Below are 23459 nucleotides of genomic sequence, written 5' to 3'. Positions count from 1 at the left end.
CTGGAAGCGTCTGATGGGGTTGCAACGTCTTATTTGCCGAAGCCTTGCGGATCCTCGCGCCACGATTGCAGCACGGCCACATCCTCGCTGCGGATCGCGCCGATCTCGCTCGCCGCTTCGACCAATCGGGAGTAGCTGGACAAGGTCTGCAGCGGGATGCCTTCCGCCGCGAAGGCTTCTTGCGCCTGCGGGAATTCGTAGGTGAAGATCGCCAGCGTCGCCAGCACCTCGCCGCCCGCTTCGCGCACGGCAAGCCCCGCTTTGAGCGAGCTGCCGCCGGTGGAGATCAGATCCTCGATGACGACGACCTTACGGCCTTCAGGAAGCTTGCCCTCGATCAGGTTCTGCTTGCCATGGCCCTTGGCTTTGTCGCGCACATAGATCATCGGCAGCTGCAGCTTCTCCGCTACCCATGCTGCATGGGGGATGCCCGCTGTCGCAGTTCCTGCGATGACCTCGGCATCCGGATACTGCGTGCGGATGATCGAGGCGAAGCCTTCGGTGATGCTCTCGCGGATCTCCGGGTACGACATCGTCAGCCGGTTGTCGCAGTAGATCGGTGCTTTCAGACCGGATGCCCATGTGAAGGGATCGTTCGGACGGAGGACGACAGCATCGATCTGCAGCAGTTGCTTGGCAATATGTGTGGATATTTGTTCAGTGGACAATGTCATGCTTGTACCAGCTCCTCTAGGATAGATTCGAGCGCCGCGCGGGGGTTGCTTGCAGCGGTGATCGGTCGTCCGATCACCATGTAATCCGTGCCCTGAGCCAGCGCCTGTCCAGGCGTCATGATCCGCGACTGGTCGCCCAGTGCCGCACCGGCAGGCCGGATGCCAGGGGTGACGGTCAGAAATGACGCGCCGCAGGCTTCCTTGACCGCAGTAACCTCCTGCGGCGAAGCAACGACGCCGTCCAAGCCGCAGTCAGCAGCCTGCGAAGCGTAGCGCAGCACCGCTGCTTCTACTGATCCGGCGATGCCAATCTCGTCATTAAGTACAGTCTGGCTCGTGCTGGTCAACTGGGTGACGGCGATGACGAGCGGCCGGCTGCCTGAGCTGCTCGCAGCAGCAGCCCCCTCGAGCGCGGCTTCCATCATGGCTGCCCCGCCGGCAGCATGGATGTTGAACAGATCGACGCCGAGCCGGGTGACGCTGGCGGCGCCGCCCTTGACGGTATTCGGGATATCATGCATCTTCACATCCAGGAAAACGGAATAGCCCTGCTCCTTCAATCGGGCAACAAATGCAGGTCCCGCAGCGTAAAACAGCTCCATGCCTACTTTCATATAACAGGGAATGCCCGCCAGCTCCTGCAGCAGCCGCTCGGCGCCTGCAGCATCAGGATAATCCAGCGCCACCATGATCCGTCCGGCAGCTTCATCTCTAGTCAACGGCATGTATGCCCACGCTCCTCACATCGCATTGGATAATTACTTGACGGCATGCAAGTACGGCCATCCGCCGCACGTCCGCCCCGGGAGGTCCGGGGCGGACAGCGCAGGGCTGGCCGCTACGTTCATGATTATTTCAGTACCGGCATCGGACGCGACGAGAAGTTGATCGTCTGCATCATGTTGAGCAGCGCCCGTACGGTATCCAGCGACGTCATACAGACGACGCCGTTCTCTACCGCCTCGCGGCGGATCCGGAAGCCGTCGCGCTCCGGTGTCTTGCCTTTGGTCAGCGTGTTGACCACGAAGTGCGCCTGGCCGCCGCGCAGCAGATCCAGGATGTTCGGCGATCCCTCGCTCAGCTTGTTCACACGCGTCACACGCATGCCAGCCTCTTCGAGAGCCTTGGCTGTACCGCCAGTGGCGATCAGGTTGTAGCCGAGTTCGTAGAAGCCGCGCAGGATCTCGATCGCTTCCGCTTTGTCCTTGTCCGATACCGTAGCGATGATGCCGCCCGATTGCGGCACACTCATACCAGCGCCGATGAGCCCTTTGTAGAGCGCCTTGGCATACTGCACGTCGCGTCCCATGACCTCGCCCGTCGATTTCATCTCCGGCGTCAGTGTCGGATCGACGCGGCGCAGCTTGGCGAAGGAGAATACCGGAACCTTGACGGAGACGTACTCGTCTTCCGGCCACAGGCCTTCTGTATAGCCTTGCTCGGCCAGCTTCGCGCCAAGGATCAGCTTGGTCGCCAGATTGGCCATCGGGATGTTGGTCACTTTGCTTAGGAATGGTACGGTCCGTGAAGAGCGCGGGTTAACCTCGATCACATAGACCTTCTCACCCGAGATAACGAACTGGATATTGACCAGACCCAGCACCTTGAACTCCTTGGCGATCTTGATCGTGATGTCGACGATCTGCTGCTTGATATCTTCCGAGAGCGACTGCGGCGGATAGACCGCGATGGAGTCGCCGGAGTGGACGCCAGCACGCTCGACATGCTCCATGATGCCCGGGATCAGCACCTGCTCGCCGTCGCAGATAGCATCGACTTCCGCTTCCTTGCCCAGCATATAGCGGTCGATCAAGACCGGATGCTCCGGATTGATCTTCACCGCCTGCTCCATGTACGTCAGGAGCTCCTGGTCGGAGTAGACGATCTCCATCGCCCGGCCGCCCAGGACATAAGACGGACGTACCAGGACAGGATAGCCCAGGCCGCTCGCCGTGTTGACCGCCTCATCAACGGAAGTGACGGTTTTGCCTTCCGGCTGTGCGATGTCTAGCCCCCGGAGCAGCGCTTCGAACTTTTTGCGGTCTTCGGCCGAATCGATCGACTCCAGGCTGGAGCCGAGGATCCGTACGCCTGCCTTGCTCAGCGGCGCCGCCAGGTTGATCGCTGTCTGGCCGCCGAACTGGACGATGACGCCGATCGGCTTCTCTTGCTCGATGACGTTCATGACATCCTCGAAGAACAGCGGCTCAAAGTAGAGGCGGTCCGACGTGTTGAAGTCCGTCGATACGGTCTCCGGGTTGTTGTTGATGATGACCGCTTCATAGCCGGCATCCTGGATTGCCCATACCGCATGGACGGTGGAGTAGTCGAACTCGATGCCCTGGCCGATCCGGATCGGTCCGGAGCCGAGGACGAGCACTTTCTCCTTGTCGGTATGCGTCACTTCATTCTCTGTCTCGTATGTCGAGTAATAGTATGGCGTCGACGCTTCGAACTCGGCTGCGCACGTATCGACCATCTTGTACACCGGCTTCAGCCCTTGTGCCAGACGATGTGCTCTGACGTCGGCTTCGCGTGTCAATTCGCTGCCCGGCTGGCCTTCCTGGCGCAGCTCGGCGATCGCACGATCCGTGAAGCCCATACGCTTGGCCTCATAGAGCAGCTCATCGGTTAACGATTGTTTGCGGAGTCGGTCTTCGAACTTCACGATCGCCTCCAGCTTGTCGAGGAACCACCAGTCGATGCTCGTCAGATCCTGAATCTCTTGCAGCGTGTACCCTCTGCGGAACGCTTCGGTTACCAGGAACATGCGCTCGTCATCCGGCTTTTGCAGACGGGTGCGGAGGATCGCATCATCGAGCTGCTCTGCGTCTTTAAGATAGATGCGGTGAACGCCGATCTCCAGCGAGCGGACCGCCTTCTGCATCGATTCTTCGAAGGTACGGCCGATCGCCATGACCTCGCCTGTCGCTTTCATCTGCGTGCCCAGCTTGCGGTTTGCCGAGATGAACTTGTCGAACGGCCAGCGCGGGATCTTCGAGACGATGTAATCCAGCGTCGGCTCGAAGCAGGCATACGTCTGACCGGTTACCGGATTGACGAGCTCGTCGAGCGTATAGCCGATCGCGATCTTCGCCGCCATCTTGGCGATCGGATAGCCGGTTGCCTTGGACGCAAGCGCCGAGGAACGGCTGACCCGTGGGTTGACCTCGATAACATAATATTGATAGCTTTGCGGATCCAGCGCGAACTGGACGTTGCAGCCGCCCTCGATGTTCAGGGCGCGGATGATCTTCAGCGATGCCGAGCGCAGCATCTGATACTCGCGGTCGGACAGCGTCTGGCTCGGAGCGACGACGATACTGTCGCCGGTGTGGACGCCTACCGGGTCGAAGTTCTCCATGTTGCAGACGACGATACAGTTATCGTTGGCATCGCGCATCACCTCGTACTCGACTTCCTTCATGCCGGCGATGCTCTTCTCGATCAGACATTGGTTGATCGGGCTGTAGCGGATCCCCGAAGCTACCGTCTCCAGCAGCTCTTCCTCGTTGGCGCAGATGCCGCCGCCGGTGCCGCCCAGCGTGTAAGCCGGCCGAACGATGATCGGATAGCCGATCTCATTGGCGAAGTCTACGGCTTCCTGGACCGTCGTGACGATCGTGCTGTCCGGTACCGGCTGCTCCAGCTCGCGCATCAGGTCGCGGAACAGGTCGCGGTCTTCCGCCTTCTCGATCGCGGTCAGCTGCGTACCGAGCAGCTTGACATTCTCCCGCTCCAGCACGCCAGCGCGGGCCAGCTCGACGGCCATATTCAGGCCGGTCTGTCCGCCCAGTGTGGGCAGCAGGCCGTCCGGACGCTCCTGACGGATGATCTGCGAGACGAACTCCAGCGTAATCGGCTCGATGTAAACTTTGTCAGCCATGTTGGTGTCGGTCATGATGGTAGCAGGATTGCTGTTGATCAGTACAACTTCCATACCTTCTTCTTTGAGGGCTTGGCAAGCTTGGGTGCCGGCATAGTCAAACTCGGCCGCTTGTCCGATAACGATGGGTCCGGAGCCGATGACAAGGATTTTTTTGAGTTCTTTATTTTTGGGCATACTGCAATTCTCCTTTCGACGCTTCGGACAGCTGCGCTTGGCGCGGCGGCTGCGGGTGGTTCTGCTTATGACGGCGGATCATCGCCAGGAACTCATCGAAGAGATAGCTCGAGTCAAATGGACCCGGGGCTGCCTCCGGATGGTATTGGACCGAGAACGCCGGATGGGTGTTATGCTTCAGACCTTCGATGGTCCGGTCATTGTTGTTGATATGCGTAACGCTCAGATTGGTGCCTTCGATCGAATCGTCCAGTACCGTGTAGCCATGGTTCTGGGAGGTGATGTAGCAGCGGTCCGTCTCCAGGTCCTTGACCGGATGGTTGCCGCCGCGATGACCGAATTTCAGCTTCGTCGTGTCGGCGCCGCAGGCGAGTGCGAACAACTGATGCCCCAGGCAGATGCCGAAGATCGGATATTCGCCGATCAGCTGTCTTACGGTTTCCACCGATTGCGGTACATCTTTGGGGTCCCCAGGACCGTTGGAGAGCTGGATGCCGTCCGGATTGAGCTTGCGGATCTGGTCAGCCGTCGTATCATGCGGCACGACCACGACATCGCAGCCGCGTTTGGTCAGCTCGCGCAGGATGCCGCTCTTGGCGCCATAGTCGATCAGGACGATGCGCTCCGCCTGACCCGGACTGGAGAAGACGTGTTTGGTCGAGGTACGCTTGACCTGGTCTCGCATCAGCGGCGACGCGCCGAGGCGCTCCATCAGCTCTTCGACACGCTCTGCGCCTGTCGTCAGGATGCCTTTCATCGTACCGTGATGACGCAGCTTGCGCGTCAGCATCCGGGTATCGATGTCGCTGATGCCGGGGATGCCGTACTCTTTGAGCAGGGTGCCCAGCGAATACTCGGCACGCCAGTTGCTCGGCACTTCTTCGTGACGGCGGACGACGAACCCGTGGATATAGGGAGAGATCGACTCAAAGTCATCGCGGGTGATGCCGTAGTTGCCGATCAGCGGGTAAGTCATCGTCACGATCTGTCCGCAATAGGATGGATCGGAGAGCACCTCCTGATAGCCTGTAATGCCTGTGTTGAATACTACCTCACCCGTCTGCTGGCTTTCGGCGCCAAATGAACGTCCGGTGAACAACGTTCCGTCTTCCAGTAACAATCTCGCTTGCATCCGTATCACTCCTCAGTCCTTGTTGGCTCATTCATATCGTGTGTGGTGAAAATAATCTGCGCGGGACGGATCGTTCTTCCGATCGCTGTTGTCCCCAGATTTTCTGATCTTATCAACCCTTGCAGCGGTGAAAATCCGGGGACAAAGGCGAGCGCTTCGCTTCTACATAACGATTCCGCCCTCTCCGATCTCATCGCCAACTCGTTAGTTCATACGTATAGAAATCTATTAATTATTGTTCCGACCAGGCAACTTTTCCATCCACGATGGTCTTGACGGGCCAGCCCTTGAGCTTCCAGCCGCCGAACGGCGTGTTGCGGCCCTTGGAGAGGAAGGTCTCCTCGATGACATCCTGCTCGTTGTCCAGATCGACGATCGTGATGTCCGCCGGAGCGCCTGCGGCAAGCTCGCCGCTCTCCAGGCCGAACACGCGGGCCGGATCCTCGGTCATGCGCTGGAGCAGGAAGCCCAGCGTCCACTTGCCGGTCAGGACGAACTTGGTGTAGAGCAGCGGGAAGGCCGTCTCGAAACCGACGATGCCAAACGGCGCCAGCTCCAGCGCGCGCGCTTTCTCTTCTGTGCTGTGCGGCGCGTGGTCGGTGACGATCATGTCGATCGTGCCGTCTTCCAGACCTTCGATTACGGCTTGAACGTCTCTTGGCGTCCGCAGCGGCGGATTCATCTTCCAGTTGGCGTCCATGCCCGGGATGTCCTCGTCCGAGAGCACCAGATGATGCGGACAGACCTCAGCGGTGACGCGGATGCCGATCGACTTGGCCAGGCGGATCAGCCGCACCGACTGCTCTGTGCTGACGTGACACACGTGGTAGTGGACACCCGTCGCCTCCGAGAGCAGGATGTCACGGCCGACATGGATCGCTTCCGATTCGTTCGGGATGCCTTTGAGACCATGCTTCTCGGCGAACTTCCCTTCCGTGAAGGAAGCTCCTTTGACGAGTGAGTCATCCTCGCAGTGCGCGATGATGGGCATGTTCAGCGACACGGCCAGATTCATCGCGTCCTTCATCATCTGGGCATTCTGGACGCCGACGCCGTCATCCGTGAAGCCGATCGCGCCTGCTTCCTTAAGGGCGGCGAAGTCGGTCAGCTCGCGGCCGAGCTCGTTTTTGGTAATAGCTGCGTAAGGCAGTACTTTGACCACACCCTGAGCAGTCGCTTTATCCAAGATGTAGCGAACCGTCTCCGGCGTATCCGTCACCGGCCGCGTGTTCGGCATACAGGCGATTGTCGTAAATCCGCCCTTGGCAGCCGAACGGGTGCCGCTTGCGATATCCTCTTTGTATTCGAAGCCAGGGTCGCGCAGATGCACATGCATATCGATAAAACCGGCCGACACGAGCTTGCCTGCTGCGTCGATGACCTCGTCACCCGCCGTTTCCGGGCTGACGCTCTCTGCGTCGAACAGACCGGCGATGCGCTCATTCTCGATTCTCACATGCTTGGTCTCGAGCTCGCCCGTCTCCTTGTTCCACACCTTACCGTTCAGTATCCATAATGCCATTGTCCATCGTCTCCCTTCGATATAGAAAGCCGGCCCGCCTGTCCTCCGGCTGTTAAGTTCTGTTCGCCTCCTAGCTGAGCGCCCGCTCGATCACGGCCATCCGCACCGGCACGCCGTGGCTCATCTGGGTAAAGATCCGCGACTGCGGGTGCTCGACCAGCTCATCGTCGATCTCGACATTGCGATTGACCGGCGCCGGGTGCATGATGATCGCGTGGGAAGCGATCCGGCCCGCCCGCTCGGACGTCAGCCCGTAGTGACGGCGGTAATCCTCCGCCGAGCGGATCATGCCGCCCTCGTGACGCTCCAGCTGCACGCGCAGCATCATGACCACATCGGCTCGCAGTGCTTCGTCCATTGTGACATAAGGCGCATCCAGATCTGCTGCCTGCATATTGGGCGGGGCGCAGAAGACGACCCGCGCGCCCAGCGTCCGGAGCGCCCACAGGTTGGAGCGGGCAACGCGGCTGTGCAGGATATCACCGATGATCGCTACGCTCAGCCCCTCCAGCCGTCCAAACTGCTTGCGCATCGTATACAGATCGAGCAGCGCCTGGGTCGGATGCTCATTGTTGCCGTCACCGGCATTGATGAGCGGTACCTTGATCCGGCTCGCAAGCTCAGCCAGTACGCCGATCGGCTTGAGCCTGATCACGCCGGCATCGATGCCCATCGACTCCAGCGTCCGCACCGTGTCGTAGATCGATTCGCCTTTCTCGACGCTTGAAGCGGCGGCAGTGAAGTTCAGCACCTCCGCGCCGAGCCGTTTCTCCGCGACTTCAAAGGAGAAGCGGGTCCGGGTGCTGTTCTCAAAAAACATATTGGCGACAAATCGCCCCGGTATGACCGGCTGCACCTTCTCCGGCTGGTTCTCCCAGTAGGCCGCACGGTCCAGGATCGACAGGATCTCATCCTTGTCCAGCTCCTTCAGGCCCAGCAAGCTCCTCTGTCTCAGCTGCGTCACACTCATGCTTGCTGCCCCCTCTGTTGGATGATCGTCACTTTGTCTTCCCCGTCGATCTCGCTCAAGTACACCTCGATCTTCTCCAGCTTGGAGGTCGGGACGTTCTTGCCGACATAGTCGGCGCGGATCGGCAGCTCCCGGTGTCCGCGGTCCGCCAGCACGGCCAGCTGGATGAGCTGAGGCCGGCCATGATCCATCAGGGCGTCCATCGCTGCCCGGATCGTGCGTCCCGTGTAGAGAACGTCATCGAAGAGGATGACCCGCTTGTCCTGGATGCCCAGCGACTGGCCGTCCCGGTCTACACAGGCAGCCGTCCCTCCGCCGCCCTCGTTGCTCCCGCTGCGGTCGTCCCGGTAGCTCGTAATATCCAGCTCGCCGGCGACGACCTGCTTGCCCTCGATCTCCAGGATGCGCTCAGCTATGCGGCGCGCGAGGTAGATGCCGCGTGTACGGATGCCGACGAGCACACAGTTGTCGATGCCTTTGTTCTTCTCCAGGATCTCATGGGCGATCCGGGTCAGAGCCCGTCTGATGGCTGTCTCGTCCATGATGTCATGGCGTTCTTCACTCACCGTTATCCGCTCCTTCCAGACAAATATCCCCACAAAGTGGAGCCCTTTCTTCGAAGCGTAATCAGGTACTTTGCGGGGGCCCCGGGAACATATAAATCTATAAGTACAAAAAACTCCTTGCGCGGGGCGCAAGGAGCATGCATGCAGTCAAAAGCTGCCGATGAACACATGGCGACGGGCCAGGCCGCTCGCGCAGGTCTGGTCCGACATCAGTAGGATCGACACCTCTCAATAATCACGCTACCTTGACAGCCTCACAGGACTGAACTTAAAGGTACTTCATTTCATTAAGAAGCATTATCCCATGTTCGACAAAAGAAGTCAATAGTTTTGCTGGGCTAATCTACAGGCTCAGCTTGCGGATCCGCTCGACCGCTTTTTCGGTGTTCTCGCGGCTGCCGAAAGCCGTCAGGCGGAAGTAGCCTTGACCGCTCTGACCGAAGCCGACGCCCGGCGTACCGACGATGTTCGCCTCGGAGAGAAGCTTGTCGAAGAATGCCCAGGAGTCCAGACCGCTCGGTGTCTTCAGCCAGATGTATGGCGCATTGATGCCGCCGTACACTTCGAGGCCCAGCGACTTCAGTCCATCGCGGATGATCGCTGCATTGGTCATATAGTAGTCCACCAGCTCGGCGATCTGGGCTTGACCCTCAGGTGTATAGATCGCTGCCGCGCCTCGCTGCGTCACATAGGACACGCCGTTGAACTTGGTCGTATGACGACGGTTCCAGAGGTCGCCTACGAGCACTTCATTGCCGCTGGCGTCCTTTGCTTTCAGATCGCGGGGCACGACGGTGTAGGCGCAGCGTACGCCGGTGAAGCCTGCGGTCTTGGAGAAGCTGCGGAACTCGATTGCCACTTCCTTGGCACCTTCGATCTCGTAGATGCTGTGCGGGACATCTTCCTCCCGGATGAACGCTTCATAGGCCGAGTCGTACAGGATGATGCTGTTGCTGGCTTTGGCGTAATCTACCCAGGCCCGCAGTTCGTCCTTCGTCAGCGTCGTACCGGTAGGATTGTTCGGGTAGCAGAGATAGATCAGATCGACCTTCGACTGCGGCAGGCTCGGCTTAAAGTTATTTTCCGCATTAGATGGCAGATAAACGATATTCTCGTATTGATTTTTGTCTTTATTGAACGAGCCGGAACGGCCCGCCATGACGTTGGTATCCACATATACAGGGTATACTGGATCCTGCACCGCCACGATGCTCTCCTGGCTGAAGATCTCCTGGATGTTGCCTACGTCGCACTTGGAACCGTCGCTGACGAATACTTCGTTCGACTGGATCTCGATGCCGCGGGACTTGTAGTCCCCCTCGATGATAGCATTTACGAGGAAGTCGTAGCCCTGTTCAGGACCGTAGCCGCGGAAAGAACCGGGGGAAGCCAGCTCGTCCACTGCTGCATGCATCGCCTTGGTGATGGCATCCGGCAGGCCGCGGGTGACGTCGCCGATCCCCAGACTGATGATCTCGGCATTCGGGTTGTCTTGGATGAACTTGGTGCGGCGCTTGGCGATCTCGGAGAACAGATAGCTGCCCTGCAGCTCCAGGAAATTCTGATTGATCTGTGCCATTGTATATGAACACCTTCCTATTCGATAAATTGGAAACCCGCGCTCAGCGGTTTCCTAACTTATTCAGCATAGCTTAGTTCACCTCATCGACTTAATGCAGGAAGTGGCGAAATGTTTGCACTTTTTGCAGCGCCATCCCCCAATCCCGAGCTGCTGTCAGTCTGCTATCAGCGTTGCCGCAGCCCTTCCAGCTCGCGCTGAAAATCAGCCGGCAGCGGTGCTTCGAACTCCAGATATTCGCCGCTGCGCGGATGGACGAATCCCAGCACGGCAGCATGCAGTGCTTGACCCGGCAGGGCGATCGTCTTGTTGCGTCCATATACGGGATCACCGGCCAGCGGATAGCCGATATACTTCATGTGGACACGGATCTGATGCGTACGACCCGTCTCCAGCTTCAACTCTACAACGGTATAATCTCCGAGCCGCTCCAGGACGGCGAAGTGCGTGATCGCATGCTTGCCGCCCCGGTCCGTCACCTTGAACAGCTTGCGGTCCTGCGGATCGCGTCCGATCGGCGCATCGATCGTGCCGTGGTCATGCGGCAGATTGCCATGCACCAAAGCGATGTACTTGCGGGTAACCGTATGAGCCTTGAGCTGTTCAGCCAGGCCATGATGCGCCAGATCGTTCTTTGCAGCCATCAGCAGTCCCGTCGTATCTTTGTCGATCCGGTGCACGATGCCGGGGCGCAGCTCGCCCCCTACACCAGCCAGATCTTTACAATGGTACATCAGCGCATTGACGAGCGTACCGTCAGGATGTCCGGCGGCCGGATGCACGACCATGCCGCGCGGTTTATTGATGACGATCAGATCGCCGTCCTCATACACGACCTCTAGGGGGATGTCCTGCGGCTCAATCTCAGTAGTCTCCGTAGGCGGTGGCGTCACGGCGACGCGGTCTTCCTCGGCCACCTTGTAGTTGGGCTTTACTGTTCGGCCGCTCACCAGCACGCAGCCGCTGCGGATCCACTCTTGCACTTGTGTCCGGGAGACCGACTCCTCCTCCAGCGCTTCGGTCAGCAGCTTGTCCAGCCGCTCCCCAGCGCTATCGGCATCGATGATCAATTCCCATGTTTCTTCTTCATTATCATTAGGCAAGTTAGACTGGTTGTTTGAATTCTGGGTCATTGTTCTCTCCGTCCTGCTTTGGCTTGTCCTCATTTTTGATGTCCAGGATCGTGTCGAGCAGGATCAGGCCCACGCCGATGACGATCCCCATATCCGCTACATTGAAGATCGGGAAGGTATATGTGCCGAAGTTGAATTGCAGGAAGTCTACGACCTCCCCTTTCGTCGCGCGGTCCAGGAAATTGCCGAACGCCCCGCCAAGTACAAGTCCCAGCGCCGCCAGCAGCCGGACCTTGCCGGTGTTGCGGTTCATGTAGATATAGCCGATGATGCCGATCACTACCAAGGAGGTGACGATTATAAAGAAGGTCGTCTGTTCCTGCAAGATGCCGAAGGCAGCGCCCCGGTTGCGGTGTGAGGTGATAATAAAAAAGTTGCCGAGCACACCGATTCTTTCGCCAATCTCCATCTGCGTTTCGATTACCTTCTTGGTAATGAAGTCCAGGATGAAAACGGCAATCGCAATCCAATAATAATAATACCTCACTGTTTTATCCCCCCGGGTACATAACTATAATCATCCCAAATATTGTAGCATACGGCTGACCCCGGTTGCCAGCACACCTCCCAAAAATCGAGAACGGCATCCTAGCCTTGTCCCGATTAAAACAAGCCCCCTCCGCAAATGCTAAGCATGCAGCAGCTTACATTCACTATCCATCCGGAAGGCGGCTGAATATGACTCCATTATCTCAAGAACAATTGTCAGCTTTAATGGCGGATCTATCTCAAGAACAACAGCGTCTGCAGAAGCAGCTGGACGAGAACAATGAATACGGTCTGGCCTCCTCCCTGCGCGATGCGACGGGCGAGCTGTCGACCTTCGACAACCACCCCGGCGACCTGGGCACCGAGATGTTCGAGCGGGGCAAAGATCTGGCGCTTTGGGAGCTGGTAGAGCTGGAGCTCGCCCGCACGGAGGAAGCACTGCGAGCCATCCAGGACGGCCGTTACGGCCGCTGTCTTACCTGTGGCGTTGATATCCCTATCGAGCGTCTTCAGGCGCTGCCCGCAACCCTATACTGTGCCGAACATTCACCGCAGCAGCAGGTGTCCGACCGCCGGCCGGTAGAGGAGTCATTCCTGCAGCCGCCATTTGGCCGCACCAGTCTCGATGAACAGGATGCTACCGGCTTTGACGGGGAAGACAGCTGGCAAATGGTGGAGCAATGGGGCAACGCCGATTCCCCTGCCATGGCTGAGCAAGATGTGGACAATTACGAGCAGGGGATGACCGAGGCCGATGAAGCGGACGGCTACACCGAGTCGTTCGAAGGCTTCCTGGCCACCGATATCACCGGTGCGCAGCGCGTGTTCGTCCGCAATCAGGCGTACAGGGATTACGTCAGCAGCGGCGAAGGCGATCGTACGCTCTCATGGGACGAGGAAGTGGAGGATGCAGAGGATGGCGGGTATCAGTAAGACTTTCCCTCCAGCTGATTCTGGACGATCTTGACGATATCCGCGATATAATCGCCGATGATCGGCAGGTTCAACGCCCCGAGCAGCTTCAGCAGGTATAATATCGTGGCGGCAAAAAAGGTGAAACCGATGGCGATCCCGATGCCTCTGGCGCCTCCTGCGACCAGATTGCGCCAGATGAGCGAAGCCGGTCGGTTGAGCAGCTGCACATAATCTGCGATCATGGAGCGCTCCATGTCGACCGTCACCTTTTGCAGCCTGGATTCGAGCGCATCAAGCGCATCCCGAAGCTGCTTCCAATCTCTCGTCTCCTCTTGGTTAGACATCCTGCTTGCCCCTCCTTTCGAAGCAAAAACGAGCTCTTCCCAAAAGGTGAGAGCTCGTTTTTCGTACCGGTCTCTTAGTACCAGTATATCCTCTTTATTGAAGGGAAATTCCAATCGTTTTTTCGCCCAGCTCGACACGCTCCATCCCATCGGCTTCGCCATAGGCTACCGCTGTCAGCAGCACATTTTCCTGCAGGACATGCTCGAACGCCTGAAGCGCCGCTTGCAGCTCATCATCCACGGACAATGTCAGCGCCACGCGCTTCTCGATCGGCAGGTCCTGCTTCTTGCGGGTATCTTGCACCGCCCGGATCACCTCGCGGACCCAGCCTTCCTGGATCAGCTCCGGCGTGATCTCGGTATGCAGCGCAACTGTCAGCTGGTTACCCGATGCGGCGGCAAAGCCGGATTTGGCCTGCTTCTCGATCAGCAGCTCTTCCTTGTCGATGACTAGCTGCTCTCCGTTCTCGCTCTCGTATGTCAGACTGCCGCTCTGCACCGCCTCGCGTGTCTGATCGGCCGACAAACCTTTCAGATAAGCCTGGATCGGCCCGACCTGCTTGCCGTACTTGCGTCCGGCCAGCTTGAGGTTCAGCTTGAGCGTGAAATCGACGAAGCCGCTGTCGCCCTGCTCGACCTCGATTGCCTTGACGTTGATCTCATCCTTGATGATCTCTTCATACGCCGTCAGGTCAAACGGACCGTCGAGCGAGACGATCAGCTTGGAGAGCGGCTGTCGCGTTTTGATGCCCGTCTCGTTGCGGACATTGCGCGCCAGCTCGACGATACTGCGGGCCGTCTCCATATCGCGCTCCAGTTCGCTGTCGATCAGCGACTCGTCGGCGGCCGGATAATCCGTCAGATGCACGCTGCCTTTGCCGCCAAGATTGCGATATACTTCTTCGGCCAGGAGCGGCGCGTATGGTGCGATCAATCCGGCAAGCGTCAGCAGTACCTCACGCAATGTTTGGTAGGCCTGAACCTTGTCGTCCGTCAGCCCGCTGCCCCAGAAGCGATCACGCGAGCGGCGGATATACCAGTTGCTAAGCTCGTCGACGAAGATCTCGATCTGCTTGGCCGGATTCAGGAAATCGTTGGCCTCCAGCCCCTTGCTCACCTGCTGGATGAGCGTATGAAGACGGGAGACGATCCAGCGGTCCAGCTTGTTCTCTGCCTTCTGAGGCGCATGCGCCTCCGGCGAGAAGCCATCAATGGAAGCATAAAGCGCGAAGAAGGCATGCGTATTGACGATCGTATCGATGACCTTGGACTTCGCTTCGGCGACGATGCCCTTGGAGAACCGCTTACTGTTCCAAGGCGCGCTGTCCGCCAGCAGCGCCCAGCGGAAGGCATCGGTGCCGTACGCCTCGATGATCTCCCATGGATCGATGACATTGCCTTTGGACTTGGACATCTTCTGTCCGTTCTCATCCAGGATATGTCCTGTAGAGATAACCGCCTTGTAAGGCGCCTTGCCGTTGTAGAGCGTCGAGACGGCCAGCAGACTGTAGAACCAGCCGCGCGTCTGGTCGATGCCTTCGCAGATGATATCCGCAGGATATTGCTGGGCAAACCGTTCCTCGTTTTCGAACGGATGATGCTGTTGGGCAAATGGCATCGAACCGCTGTCGAACCAGACGTCGATCACCTCAGAGGTCCGCGTCATCCGGCCGCCGTCGCAATGCGGACAATGCAAGTGAACTTCATCGACATAAGGCTTGTGCAGCTCGATGTCTGCAGGCACCTCGCCCACTGCCTTCGCACGCATGTCCTCGATGCTGCCCGGCGCATACTCGCTATGACAGCTGTCGCACACCCAGACGTTGAGCGGCGTGCCCCAGTAGCGATTGCGGCTGATGTTCCAGTCGACCAGATCCTCCAGGAACTTGCCGAAGCGGCCTTCCCGGATATGGCCCGGATACCAGTCGACCCCGTTGTTGTTAGCGATCAGCTGATCTTTGACGGCTGTCGTCTTGATGAACCAGCTCTCGGTCGCATAGTAGAGAAGCGGCGACTTGCAGCGCCAGCAGAACGGATAACTGTGCTCGTAACGCTCCTTGCTGAACAGCAGGCCGCGTTCGCTGAGCATCTTGACGATGTCTACATCGCAGTCCTTGACGAACCGGCCAGCCAGATCGGTGACGGCATCGACATAACGACCCGTGCTATCAACGACGCTGAGCATGCTCAGGCCTTGCTGTCTGACCGCCTTGTAATCATCCTCGCCGTGCGCAGGAGCCAAATGGACGATCCCTGTACCGCTGCTATCGGTGACGAAGTCCGCCGCAATGACGATATGCCCTTTGTCTACCTCCACGTAAGCCAATGGCGGCTCATAAGCGAGACCCGCAAGCTCTGAGCCTTTCAGTGTGCCTGCAATTTCGTAATCGCCTTTGACGACACTCTCCACCAGGTTCTCGGCAACGATGACGATCTCGCCATCGACACGCACCCGGCTGTAGGTCAGCTCCGGATTAACGGCCAGCGCTACGTTGGCCGGAAGCGTCCAAGGCGTCGTCGTCCAGGCAAGGATCGCTTCCTCGCGGTCCTTGAGCCGGAATTTGACCGTCGCGCTCAGATCCTTCACATCCTCGTAGCCTTGCGCCACTTCATGGGAGCTCAGCGTCGTCTGGCAGCACGGGCAGTACGGGCTGACCCGATGGCCGCGATACAGCAGCCCTTTCTCGTGGATCGTCGAGAGGATGTGCCATACGCTCTCGATATAACGATTGTCGAGGGTGATGTACGGATTTCCATGTCCGTCCAATACGCGATTCCCTCGGTCAGCTCGCGCCATTGCTTCTCGTATTCGAACACGCTCGCTTTACACTTCTTAACGAACGCTTCGATCCCATAATTCTCGATCTCCTGTTTGCCGGAGATGCCTAGCTGCTTCTCGACACCCAGCTCCACCGGCAGGCCATGCGTATCCCAGCCCGCCTTGCGGACGACCCGGTAGCCGGCCATCGTCTTGTAGCGGCAGATGAAATCCTTGATGACCCTCCCCAGCACATGGCCGATATGCGGTGCGCCGTTGGCGGTCGGCGGGCCCTCGTAGAATACGAAGTTCGGCTTGCCCTCGCGGTTTTCTACCGACTGTTTGAACGTCTCCTCCGTCTTCCATTGCTCCAGTACCCTCAGCTCACGGTCGCGGGCACGTTCCTTGACATCTACACGCTGCATTGCTCGTCATTCCTTTCTCATTTTCTCTTCTATAAAACAACAAAAAAACCTCTCCCTAAGGGACGAGGCTTGCTCGCGTTACCACCCTATTTCCGGACCACGCCCCAAAGAGGCGAGCCGGCGCTCTAGCCGCGGACGATCATCCGCGCTCCATGGTAACGGTGGACACCCGGCAACACCTACTCTTTTAAAGAGGAAGTTCAAAATGACCGCTTTTGATCACGATGCCACCTCAGAGAAGTCGACTCGACGTCGAATCTTGAATGCAATTCAAACTTCCGGTGCTCACGTAGGTTACCCTACGCTCCGCTCCTCATTTCGAATTGCCTCCAACCTTCTCGGTGCTGAAAAGCGATCATTTTGAACCTTCATTGGAATAAAGCTCAAAACACCCACTCTCAGTTAGCGGTGAACCTACACTCTAATGGCTTCGGCGCTGCTTCTCGGAGAGGATCTTCGGCTGCAGTCTGAACATCGGCTCCCAGCGACCACCGACTCTCTGGCGTTCATCCTTGCAACGTACTCGTTCTCGTCATCGAATTTAGTCTAGCTTAATTGTTAATCCTATTTATAACGTTTTCCACGGCATTTGTCAACGTTCGACCGCGGCTCCCTCCGGCTGCGGCGCTTCCAGGGCATCCCAGTCGTCTTTACTCAGCATCTCAAGCTGAGCTTCCACAAGCATACGGAACCGCGAGCGGTAGATAGAGGCCTGCTTTTTGAGCTCTTCGACCTCCAGGGAGACTTTACGCGATTTGGCAAGCGACTCATTGATGATGCGGTCCGCGTTTTTCTCTGCTTCCTTGATGATCAGTTGGGCTTCCTTCTTGGAGTTGCCCTTGACCTCATCTGCTGCCTCCTGGGCGACGATGATCGTCTTGCTGAGCGTCTCCTCGATGTTGGCGAAGTGATTGAGCTTCTCCTGCACGGTCAGCAGTTGATTCTGCAGCTCCTTGTTCTCGCGGATCAGCGCTTCATAATCCTTAATCACCTGATCCAGGAACTCATTGACCTCATCCTCGTCGTATCCGCGCAGTCTGCGTCCAAACTCCTTGTTATGTATGTCCAATGGCGTTAGCGGCATTGGCGCACCTCCTCATCGAAATGACGATCCCTCAACGTAATTCAATCAACCAATTCGACAATAAGGCGCAAAATCCTTCAAGTCGTCAAATAAATTTGCCCGCTCTCACACGGATCCGGCCTTTCTTGGTCATGCCTTCCACCTCAAGCAGCTTGAAACGGCCCAGTCCCTGGATCGAGACAACGTCGCCTTCCTTGAGAAGTCGGGACGGGTCCTCCGTCACCTTCCAGTTGACCCGGCATCTGCCGGCACGGATCGGTTCGACGATGCGGGCCCGGCTGAACCGGTGGACATCGCTGGCGATCCCGTCCAGCCGCATCGAAGCGACAGAGAGACTGATCTCCTCCAGTTCCGCGACAGCTGGCTTGAATGCCTCAAGCGGCAGCACCTCGGTCAGGACGGACGCTCTATGCACCTGCCGCAGATGGACGTTCAGATAAGCCGCAATCTCATCCGTGACCAGACAGTGACAGCTGTGTTCGTGGGCATGGATGTCGCCGATCCGGTCGCGCTTGATGCCCAAGCCCAGGATCGCGCCCATGTAGTCGCCGTGATCCAACTCCAGCGGGCTGCGGTCGCTCGCTTCGATAGCGAGGACCGAGATCCCCATCGGCTCAGCTTCCAGCGGACGGTAATCCGGTGCAATTATGGCTCGCTGCCGCTCTGCGCCATCGTAACCGCCGTCCAGGCGCAGATGCACATCGGGGTGGCGGTGGGCCAGCGTCGTCAGGATGAACACCTGACGCGGATCCAGAAAATCCGTCCGTTTCAGTTCATGCCAGTCGCCCGCGCGGTTCACCCATTCGGAAGCACGGTCGATAAAAGGACGCTCATCCGGGTGGAAATGTTCGTATACATCATTGTTCATTCGTGTCGCTCCCGTGCTCTTCTAGAAGAAGAAGCTAATGACCGCTACGAGTCCGGCAGCGACAAACTGCAGAGCGAACACGGCGAGGATCGGGGACAGATCGAGTACGCCGCCGATCGGCGGGATGATCCGCCGGAATACCGACAGATAAGGCTCGACGAACTTGCCCAGCAGCTCCCCCACGAAGCTCTCCCGCAGATTGGGAAGCCAGGACATCAGGACGTAGCCGATAATCATAAACGTGTAAATGGTTCGAAGCGTGTTGATAAAATCAGCTATTGCATGTTCATTCAACTCAAGGTCACCTCATTTTATTGTAATCAACATCCTCCGCCATCATTTCCGTGATGGTGCCTTGAATTTCAACTGAATCCGGCGTACACAGGAAAATATTGGGCCCTAACTTCGAAATGTTACCGTTCAAAGCGTATACCGTACCGCTCAAAAAGTCAACGACACGGACCGCCTGCTCCTTCCGCACCCGCTGCAGATTGACGATGACGGGACGGCGCGAGCGCAAATGATCGGCGATCTCCTGCGCTTCATCGTACGTTCTCGGCTCGATCAGGACGACGCGAGTGTTTTTCTGGGAGTGAATGCTGACGACGTTATTGCTCTTGGCTTGCTGCTGTCTGCGGTTCTCGAAAGCGTTATGATCCTGTTCGGATTCATCCTCTGCAGTCGTAGTGATCTTCTCCCGTTCGATGACCTCTTCTTCTTCTTGCAGGCCGAGAAAATTCATGAATTTGTTCATTACGCCCATTACGCTTCCTCCTCTTTGCCCACCAGAACGGTTCCCAGCCGCAGCCAGGTCGCCCCCTCCTCGATGGCAATCTCAAAATCGTTGGACATGCCCATGGACAGATGGTGCACTTCTTCAGGCAGTACTGCTGCCACGTTGAGCTCGTCGCGGAGCTCGCGCAGCCGCCGGAAGACCGGACGGGTCTGCTCCGGCTCGGCTTCGTAAGGAGCCATCGTCATCAAGCCGGCGACCCGCAGATGCGGCAGCTCTGCCAGTGAAGCTGCAAACGGTCGCAGCTCTTCAGGCTGCAGCCCATGTTTGGTGTCCTCGCCAGACACATTGACCTGGATCATACACGGCACACGGATGCCGAGCTGTTCCGCTTTGCGGCTGATCTCTTTGGCCAGGGAAGGCCTGTCCAACGAGTGGATCCAGGTGAAGCGGCCGACCACTTCCTTAACCTTGTTGGTCTGGAGCGAGCCTATAAAGTGCCACGTCGGCGCTGCTTGCTCTCCGTTCTCCTCCACGGCATGCCATTTTGCTTGGGCATCCTGCCAGCGGTTCTCACCGAGATGCTGCAGCCCGTGGCGGATGGCCTCAAGCGTGGTTGCGGTCGATACGTATTTGGTAACGGCAATGACCTGTATCTGCTCTCTGCTGCGGCCGCTGCGGATACATGCTTGCTGTATGCGTTGTTCGACTTCTTCTATTCGTTGCTTCATTGTTGTCAAGCCGTGATCACCTCATCTCATGCCGATCCAGCTGGCCATGCGGCCCGTCTTGCCTCCCTCCATACGATGGGAGAAGAACAGATCGGTCCGACAGCCGGTACATCTGGTACTTAATTCGATATTCATCGGCAATATTCCTGCTTTTATCATAATCTGTCGGTTAATTTCTTTCAAGTTGAGGCGTGCTTTGCCCTTACTGGAAGGCGTAACCATGACGCTCCTATCGGACCCCGGCTGCTTCGTCAGTTCTTCGATGAGCGGCATAGCGCGGGAGATCACCGGCTCATCCACCTCATAACAGCAGCTGCCGATCGACGGTCCGATTGCCGCACGCACGTCCTCCGGCTTGCTGCCGTACTTCTCTGACATCTCCCTGACAGTTGCCGAGGCGATCTCCAGGACAGTTCCTTTCCATCCCGCATGCGCCAGAGCGATCACCTCGCGTCGCGGGTCATGGAAATATAGTGGCACACAATCGGCGTACAAGGAGGTTAGCAGTACTCCTTTCTCGGCAGTCACCACCGCATCGCAGTCTGCCAGCGCGTCTTCCCGGCTCGAACGGCCGCGCCCCCGTTCGGCTGCGCTGACATGATGAACGGCATTGCCGTGGACTTGCTCGCTGCTAGTCCAAGACTCGGCGGCCCATCCGATCGCTTCGGTGACGAGTTCCCGATTGCGCACGACAAGTGTCGGTTCATCTCCGACATGCAAGCCGACATTGAGCGACTGCCAGTGCTGACCGCTGACTCCGCCATGGCGCCCGGTGAAGCCTGCCGTCAAGCCCGGATGGTTATCCATCCAGGCAGTCAACAGATATAGTGAAGGGCGCTCCGCATGCGCCCGGCTTTCGAATGGTTCCATCTCCCATCACCTCTATACCAGTGTACCATAGGAGCAGTCCGGCTTTCGAGCCGCTCTCCCTGCAGTCATTCGCTTCGGGCGGACTTCAGCCGCCAACAGCCGATCTAATGATGCTCTCCCTCTTCACTCTCATACCGGTACGTTTTACTGTCGTCCAGCCGCACCAGTACGACGTCCGCGCCGATCTTGACGATGTTGCGCCACGGGATGACGACGTCTGCCCCGCCGCCTACCATGCCAAAGAAGCGCGTATACGCCGGCACTACAATGGAATCGATTCGTCCCTGGCGCAGATCCAGCTCCAGATCGCTCACATGACCGAGCCGCTTGCCATCGACGATATTGATGACGTCCTTCGATTGAAAATCGGATATTTTCAAGGCATTCACCGCCTATTCCAGACTCGTCCCGCCGCCTGCGCCACGCGAGCAAGCCCAAGGACTCCTGATATCAGTATATGTTCCCTCATCCTGTCTCGATGACACCAACCGTTTGTTGCGCTGCCTCACTGTTTCAATCGTTCACGCGCCGCATCACTAAGCTCATAGAAGTGATAGCTTTGTTTATTTGCTCCGACTGGTGTGATGAGGCCTTTTGCAATGAGCTTCGCTATGTACCTTTGATGTGCCCCGCGGCTCTTTTTAACACATTGCATCACGTCCTTCATCCGGAAGGGACGATTCAGTTCTCTGACATAACGAAGCAAAGCCTTTTCTGTCAGAGACAATTCGGCAAATGGCTCGGTTGTCGAAGCGCCTAATCGGCCAAGCAATTCGAAGATGGATTTGCTGCAAGCTTCAGCCTTTTTATCCAGCTCGTCATAGCTAAACGGCACGTAGATGTACCTGTGCATCGCCATACTCCTAATCCTCAGTCGCTCAAATGTAAACCGATCCCTCGTTATCAACTCAGCATGAACTACAAACCCATCGCACTCAAACACAATACCGAGCGGTTCATAAAACACATCAAGATAGATTCTCACGCCATTGAAGTCAATGAGTTCATATTCCAAATGGAAACCATCAAATGATTTAAAAATATTCCATATCAATTTCAAAAGCTTCTTTTCTCCTTCACCGATCTTTTCCAATCGTTCCAGCCGATTTCCCCTCGCACCTCTCATTTGCTTCTGCAAAAATTGCTCGTACGCCTCTTCAAAGCTTACCATTTCCTAACCCTCCCGATTATCCAGCACGCAAAAAAAGCCGCAAGTTTCCGAAGAAACGAGCGGTGTGTGCTTCACGCGCATTTAAGATATGTGCTTACGTACATTTTATCAAACCAAAAACGGCACGACAACCCAACTTTGAACAAACTCGGGCTTGCAAGACTCACAGTCTATCTCTAAGCATCATTTCAGAGCTTGCACTGACCACTCCCCGTCGCCGCCCCGCCTCTAAGCACCATTTTGGAGCTTGCACAACCCGTGCCCCGCCGCCGCTCCACCTCTAAGCATCATTTCGGAGCTTGCACGACTCACCATCTATCTCTAAGCACCATTTCGGGGCTTGCACAACCCGTAGCCCGCCGCCGCACCGCCTCTAAGCATCATTTCGGGGCCTGCACGACTCACCGTCTATCTCTAAGCATCATTTTGGAGCTTGTACTGACCGCGCCCCATCGCCGCTCCACTTCTAAGCACCATTTCGGGGCTTGCACGACTCACCATCCACCTCTAAGCACCATTTCGGGGCCTGCACGACTCACCGTCTTCACCGCCACACATTAAAGGACGGCGCTCGCGCGCCGTCCCTTTGCTGCCGCCAGGCAGCCTTATATCTTATGTCTTATGTCTTCACATGCTTCTGCATCTGTTGGATCGCCGACTTCTCCAGCCGCGACACCTGGGCTTGCGAGATGCCGATCTCGTCCGCAACCTCCATCTGGGTTTTGCCCTCAAAGAAGCGCATCGACAGGATCATTTTCTCACGGTCGCCCAGCTTGTGCATCGCTTCCCGCAGCGCGATCTCCTCGATCCAGGTGACATCCTTGTTGCGGTCATCGCTGATCTGATCCATGACGAAGATCGGGTCGCCGCCATCCTGATAGATCGGCTCGAAGAGGGAGACCGGGTCCTGGATCGCATCAAGCGCGAAGACGATATCCTCCTTCGGCACATTGAGCGCTTCGGATATTTCAAAGATCGTCGGTTCGCGGGAATTCTGATTCGTCAGACTGTCTCTTACCTGCAGCGCCTTGTAGGCGATGTCGCGCAAGCTCCGCGAGACGCGGATCGGATTATTATCTCTAAGATACCGTCGGATCTCTCCGATTATCATCGGTACGGCGTAAGTGGAGAACTTGACGTTCTGGCCCAGGTCAAAATTATCGATCGCCTTCATCAGACCGATGCAGCCGACCTGGAACAGGTCATCGACGAACTCGCCGCGGTTGTTAAACCGTTGAATCACGCTGAGCACTAACCTCAGGTTGCCGTTCACCAGCTTCTCCCTGGCGGACAACTCCCCCCGGGTCTGCAGTTCCGTGAACAGCTCTCTCATCTGGGCGTTGGTGAGGACGGGCAGTTTGGCAGTATCCACTCCACAGATTTCAACTTTGTTTCGGGTCAACGTGATTACCTCCCAAGGTGAAACGGCTTC

General features: G+C 57.4%; 21 protein-coding genes and 1 pseudogene. 1 reads left to right on the top strand and 21 read right to left on the bottom strand.

The annotated features are described in order from the left end of the window. Positions 1–29: 29 nt before the first annotated feature. From pyrE to lspA, 10 genes are all read right to left on the bottom strand, one after another. Entirely contained in the window at positions 30–674 is a 645-nt protein-coding gene (pyrE, locus tag ABC336_RS27840) for an orotate phosphoribosyltransferase (RefSeq protein WP_413241765.1), read from the bottom strand. After that, on the bottom strand, positions 671–1399 hold the full coding sequence (gene pyrF / locus ABC336_RS27835; RefSeq protein ID WP_413241764.1) for an orotidine-5'-phosphate decarboxylase: 729 nt from the start codon (positions 1397–1399) through the stop codon (positions 671–673). Before pyrF ends, pyrE begins: the two co-directional genes overlap by 4 nt. 125 nt (positions 1400–1524) lie before the next feature. Further along, a complete protein-coding gene (gene carB, locus ABC336_RS27830) occupies positions 1525–4737 on the bottom strand; it encodes a carbamoyl-phosphate synthase large subunit (RefSeq protein WP_413241763.1) in 3213 nt (1070 codons plus the stop codon). Further along, positions 4724–5869 carry a carbamoyl phosphate synthase small subunit gene (locus ABC336_RS27825; RefSeq protein WP_413241762.1) on the bottom strand — a complete coding sequence of 382 codons (1146 nt, stop codon included), beginning with the start codon at positions 5867–5869 and terminating at the stop codon, positions 4724–4726. Before ABC336_RS27825 ends, carB begins: the two co-directional genes overlap by 14 nt. 232 nt (positions 5870–6101) lie before the next feature. Further along, on the bottom strand, positions 6102–7391 hold the full coding sequence (locus tag ABC336_RS27820) for a dihydroorotase (protein ID WP_413241761.1): 1290 nt from the start codon (positions 7389–7391) through the stop codon (positions 6102–6104). Between the two features lie 70 nt (positions 7392–7461). Continuing rightward, positions 7462–8361, bottom strand: a complete 900-nt coding sequence (locus tag ABC336_RS27815; RefSeq protein WP_413241760.1) for an aspartate carbamoyltransferase catalytic subunit — start codon at positions 8359–8361, stop codon at positions 7462–7464. Next, positions 8358–8927: a bifunctional pyr operon transcriptional regulator/uracil phosphoribosyltransferase PyrR gene (gene pyrR, locus ABC336_RS27810; RefSeq protein ID WP_413241759.1), complete on the bottom strand. Its 570-nt coding sequence runs from the start codon at positions 8925–8927 to the stop codon at positions 8358–8360. Before pyrR ends, ABC336_RS27815 begins: the two co-directional genes overlap by 4 nt. 343 nt (positions 8928–9270) lie before the next feature. After that, complete coding sequence (locus tag ABC336_RS27805) at positions 9271–10506, bottom strand: LL-diaminopimelate aminotransferase (protein ID WP_413241758.1); 1236 nt, start codon at positions 10504–10506, stop codon at positions 9271–9273. Positions 10507–10673: 167 nt separating this feature from the next. Then, positions 10674–11639 (bottom strand): RluA family pseudouridine synthase, encoded by a 966-nt coding sequence (locus ABC336_RS27800; protein WP_413241757.1) that lies wholly within the window; start codon positions 11637–11639, stop codon positions 10674–10676. Continuing rightward, positions 11611–12126, bottom strand: coding sequence for a signal peptidase II (gene lspA, locus ABC336_RS27795; RefSeq protein WP_413241756.1), 516 nt, complete (start codon positions 12124–12126; stop codon positions 11611–11613). Before lspA ends, ABC336_RS27800 begins: the two co-directional genes overlap by 29 nt. 191 nt (positions 12127–12317) lie before the next feature. On the opposite strand from lspA, the gene ABC336_RS27790 reads away from it, so the two are divergent. Further along, complete coding sequence (locus ABC336_RS27790) at positions 12318–13061, top strand: TraR/DksA C4-type zinc finger protein (protein ID WP_413241755.1); 744 nt, start codon at positions 12318–12320, stop codon at positions 13059–13061. Here ABC336_RS27790 and ABC336_RS27785 read toward each other — a convergent pair. The 11 genes and pseudogenes from ABC336_RS27785 to sigG form a co-directional block, all read right to left on the bottom strand. Then, positions 13055–13387: a DUF5665 domain-containing protein gene (locus tag ABC336_RS27785; protein WP_413241754.1), complete on the bottom strand. Its 333-nt coding sequence runs from the start codon at positions 13385–13387 to the stop codon at positions 13055–13057. The genes ABC336_RS27790 and ABC336_RS27785 overlap by 7 nt on opposite strands. Before the next feature lie 94 nt (positions 13388–13481). Continuing rightward, positions 13482–16570, bottom strand: a pseudogene (ileS, locus tag ABC336_RS27780) (isoleucine--tRNA ligase). Positions 16571–17162: 592 nt separating this feature from the next. Next, on the bottom strand, positions 17163–17654 hold the full coding sequence (locus tag ABC336_RS27775) for a DivIVA domain-containing protein (RefSeq protein ID WP_413241753.1): 492 nt from the start codon (positions 17652–17654) through the stop codon (positions 17163–17165). Between the two features lie 85 nt (positions 17655–17739). Beyond that, a complete protein-coding gene (locus ABC336_RS27770; protein ID WP_413241752.1) occupies positions 17740–18522 on the bottom strand; it encodes a YlmH family RNA-binding protein in 783 nt (260 codons plus the stop codon). 21 nt (positions 18523–18543) lie between these two features. Next, the gene (locus ABC336_RS27765) at positions 18544–18816 is read right to left on the bottom strand and encodes a YggT family protein (protein ID WP_413241751.1); all 273 of its coding nucleotides are present in this window, start codon (positions 18814–18816) and stop codon (positions 18544–18546) included. 7 nt (positions 18817–18823) lie between these two features. Then, complete coding sequence (locus ABC336_RS27760) at positions 18824–19285, bottom strand: cell division protein SepF (RefSeq protein WP_413241750.1); 462 nt, start codon at positions 19283–19285, stop codon at positions 18824–18826. Next, complete coding sequence (locus ABC336_RS27755; protein WP_413242625.1) at positions 19285–19986, bottom strand: YggS family pyridoxal phosphate-dependent enzyme; 702 nt, start codon at positions 19984–19986, stop codon at positions 19285–19287. The genes ABC336_RS27760 and ABC336_RS27755 overlap by 1 nt, the downstream gene beginning before the upstream one ends. Positions 19987–20007: 21 nt before the next feature. Then, complete coding sequence (pgeF, locus tag ABC336_RS27750; RefSeq protein ID WP_413241749.1) at positions 20008–20856, bottom strand: peptidoglycan editing factor PgeF; 849 nt, start codon at positions 20854–20856, stop codon at positions 20008–20010. Positions 20857–20960: 104 nt separating this feature from the next. Next, a complete protein-coding gene (locus tag ABC336_RS27745; RefSeq protein WP_413241748.1) occupies positions 20961–21236 on the bottom strand; it encodes a YlmC/YmxH family sporulation protein in 276 nt (91 codons plus the stop codon). Positions 21237–21361: 125 nt separating this feature from the next. After that, the gene (locus tag ABC336_RS27740; RefSeq protein WP_413241747.1) at positions 21362–22027 is read right to left on the bottom strand and encodes a hypothetical protein; all 666 of its coding nucleotides are present in this window, start codon (positions 22025–22027) and stop codon (positions 21362–21364) included. Between the two features lie 619 nt (positions 22028–22646). Further along, a complete protein-coding gene (gene sigG / locus ABC336_RS27735) occupies positions 22647–23429 on the bottom strand; it encodes an RNA polymerase sporulation sigma factor SigG (RefSeq protein WP_413241746.1) in 783 nt (260 codons plus the stop codon). Positions 23430–23459 lie beyond the last annotated feature (30 nt).

This window comes from Paenibacillus jepli, assembly GCF_047238105.1.
GTDB lineage: Bacteria > Bacillota > Bacilli > Paenibacillales > Paenibacillaceae > Paenibacillus_D.
This window is presented reverse-complemented; position numbering and strand designations above follow the sequence as displayed.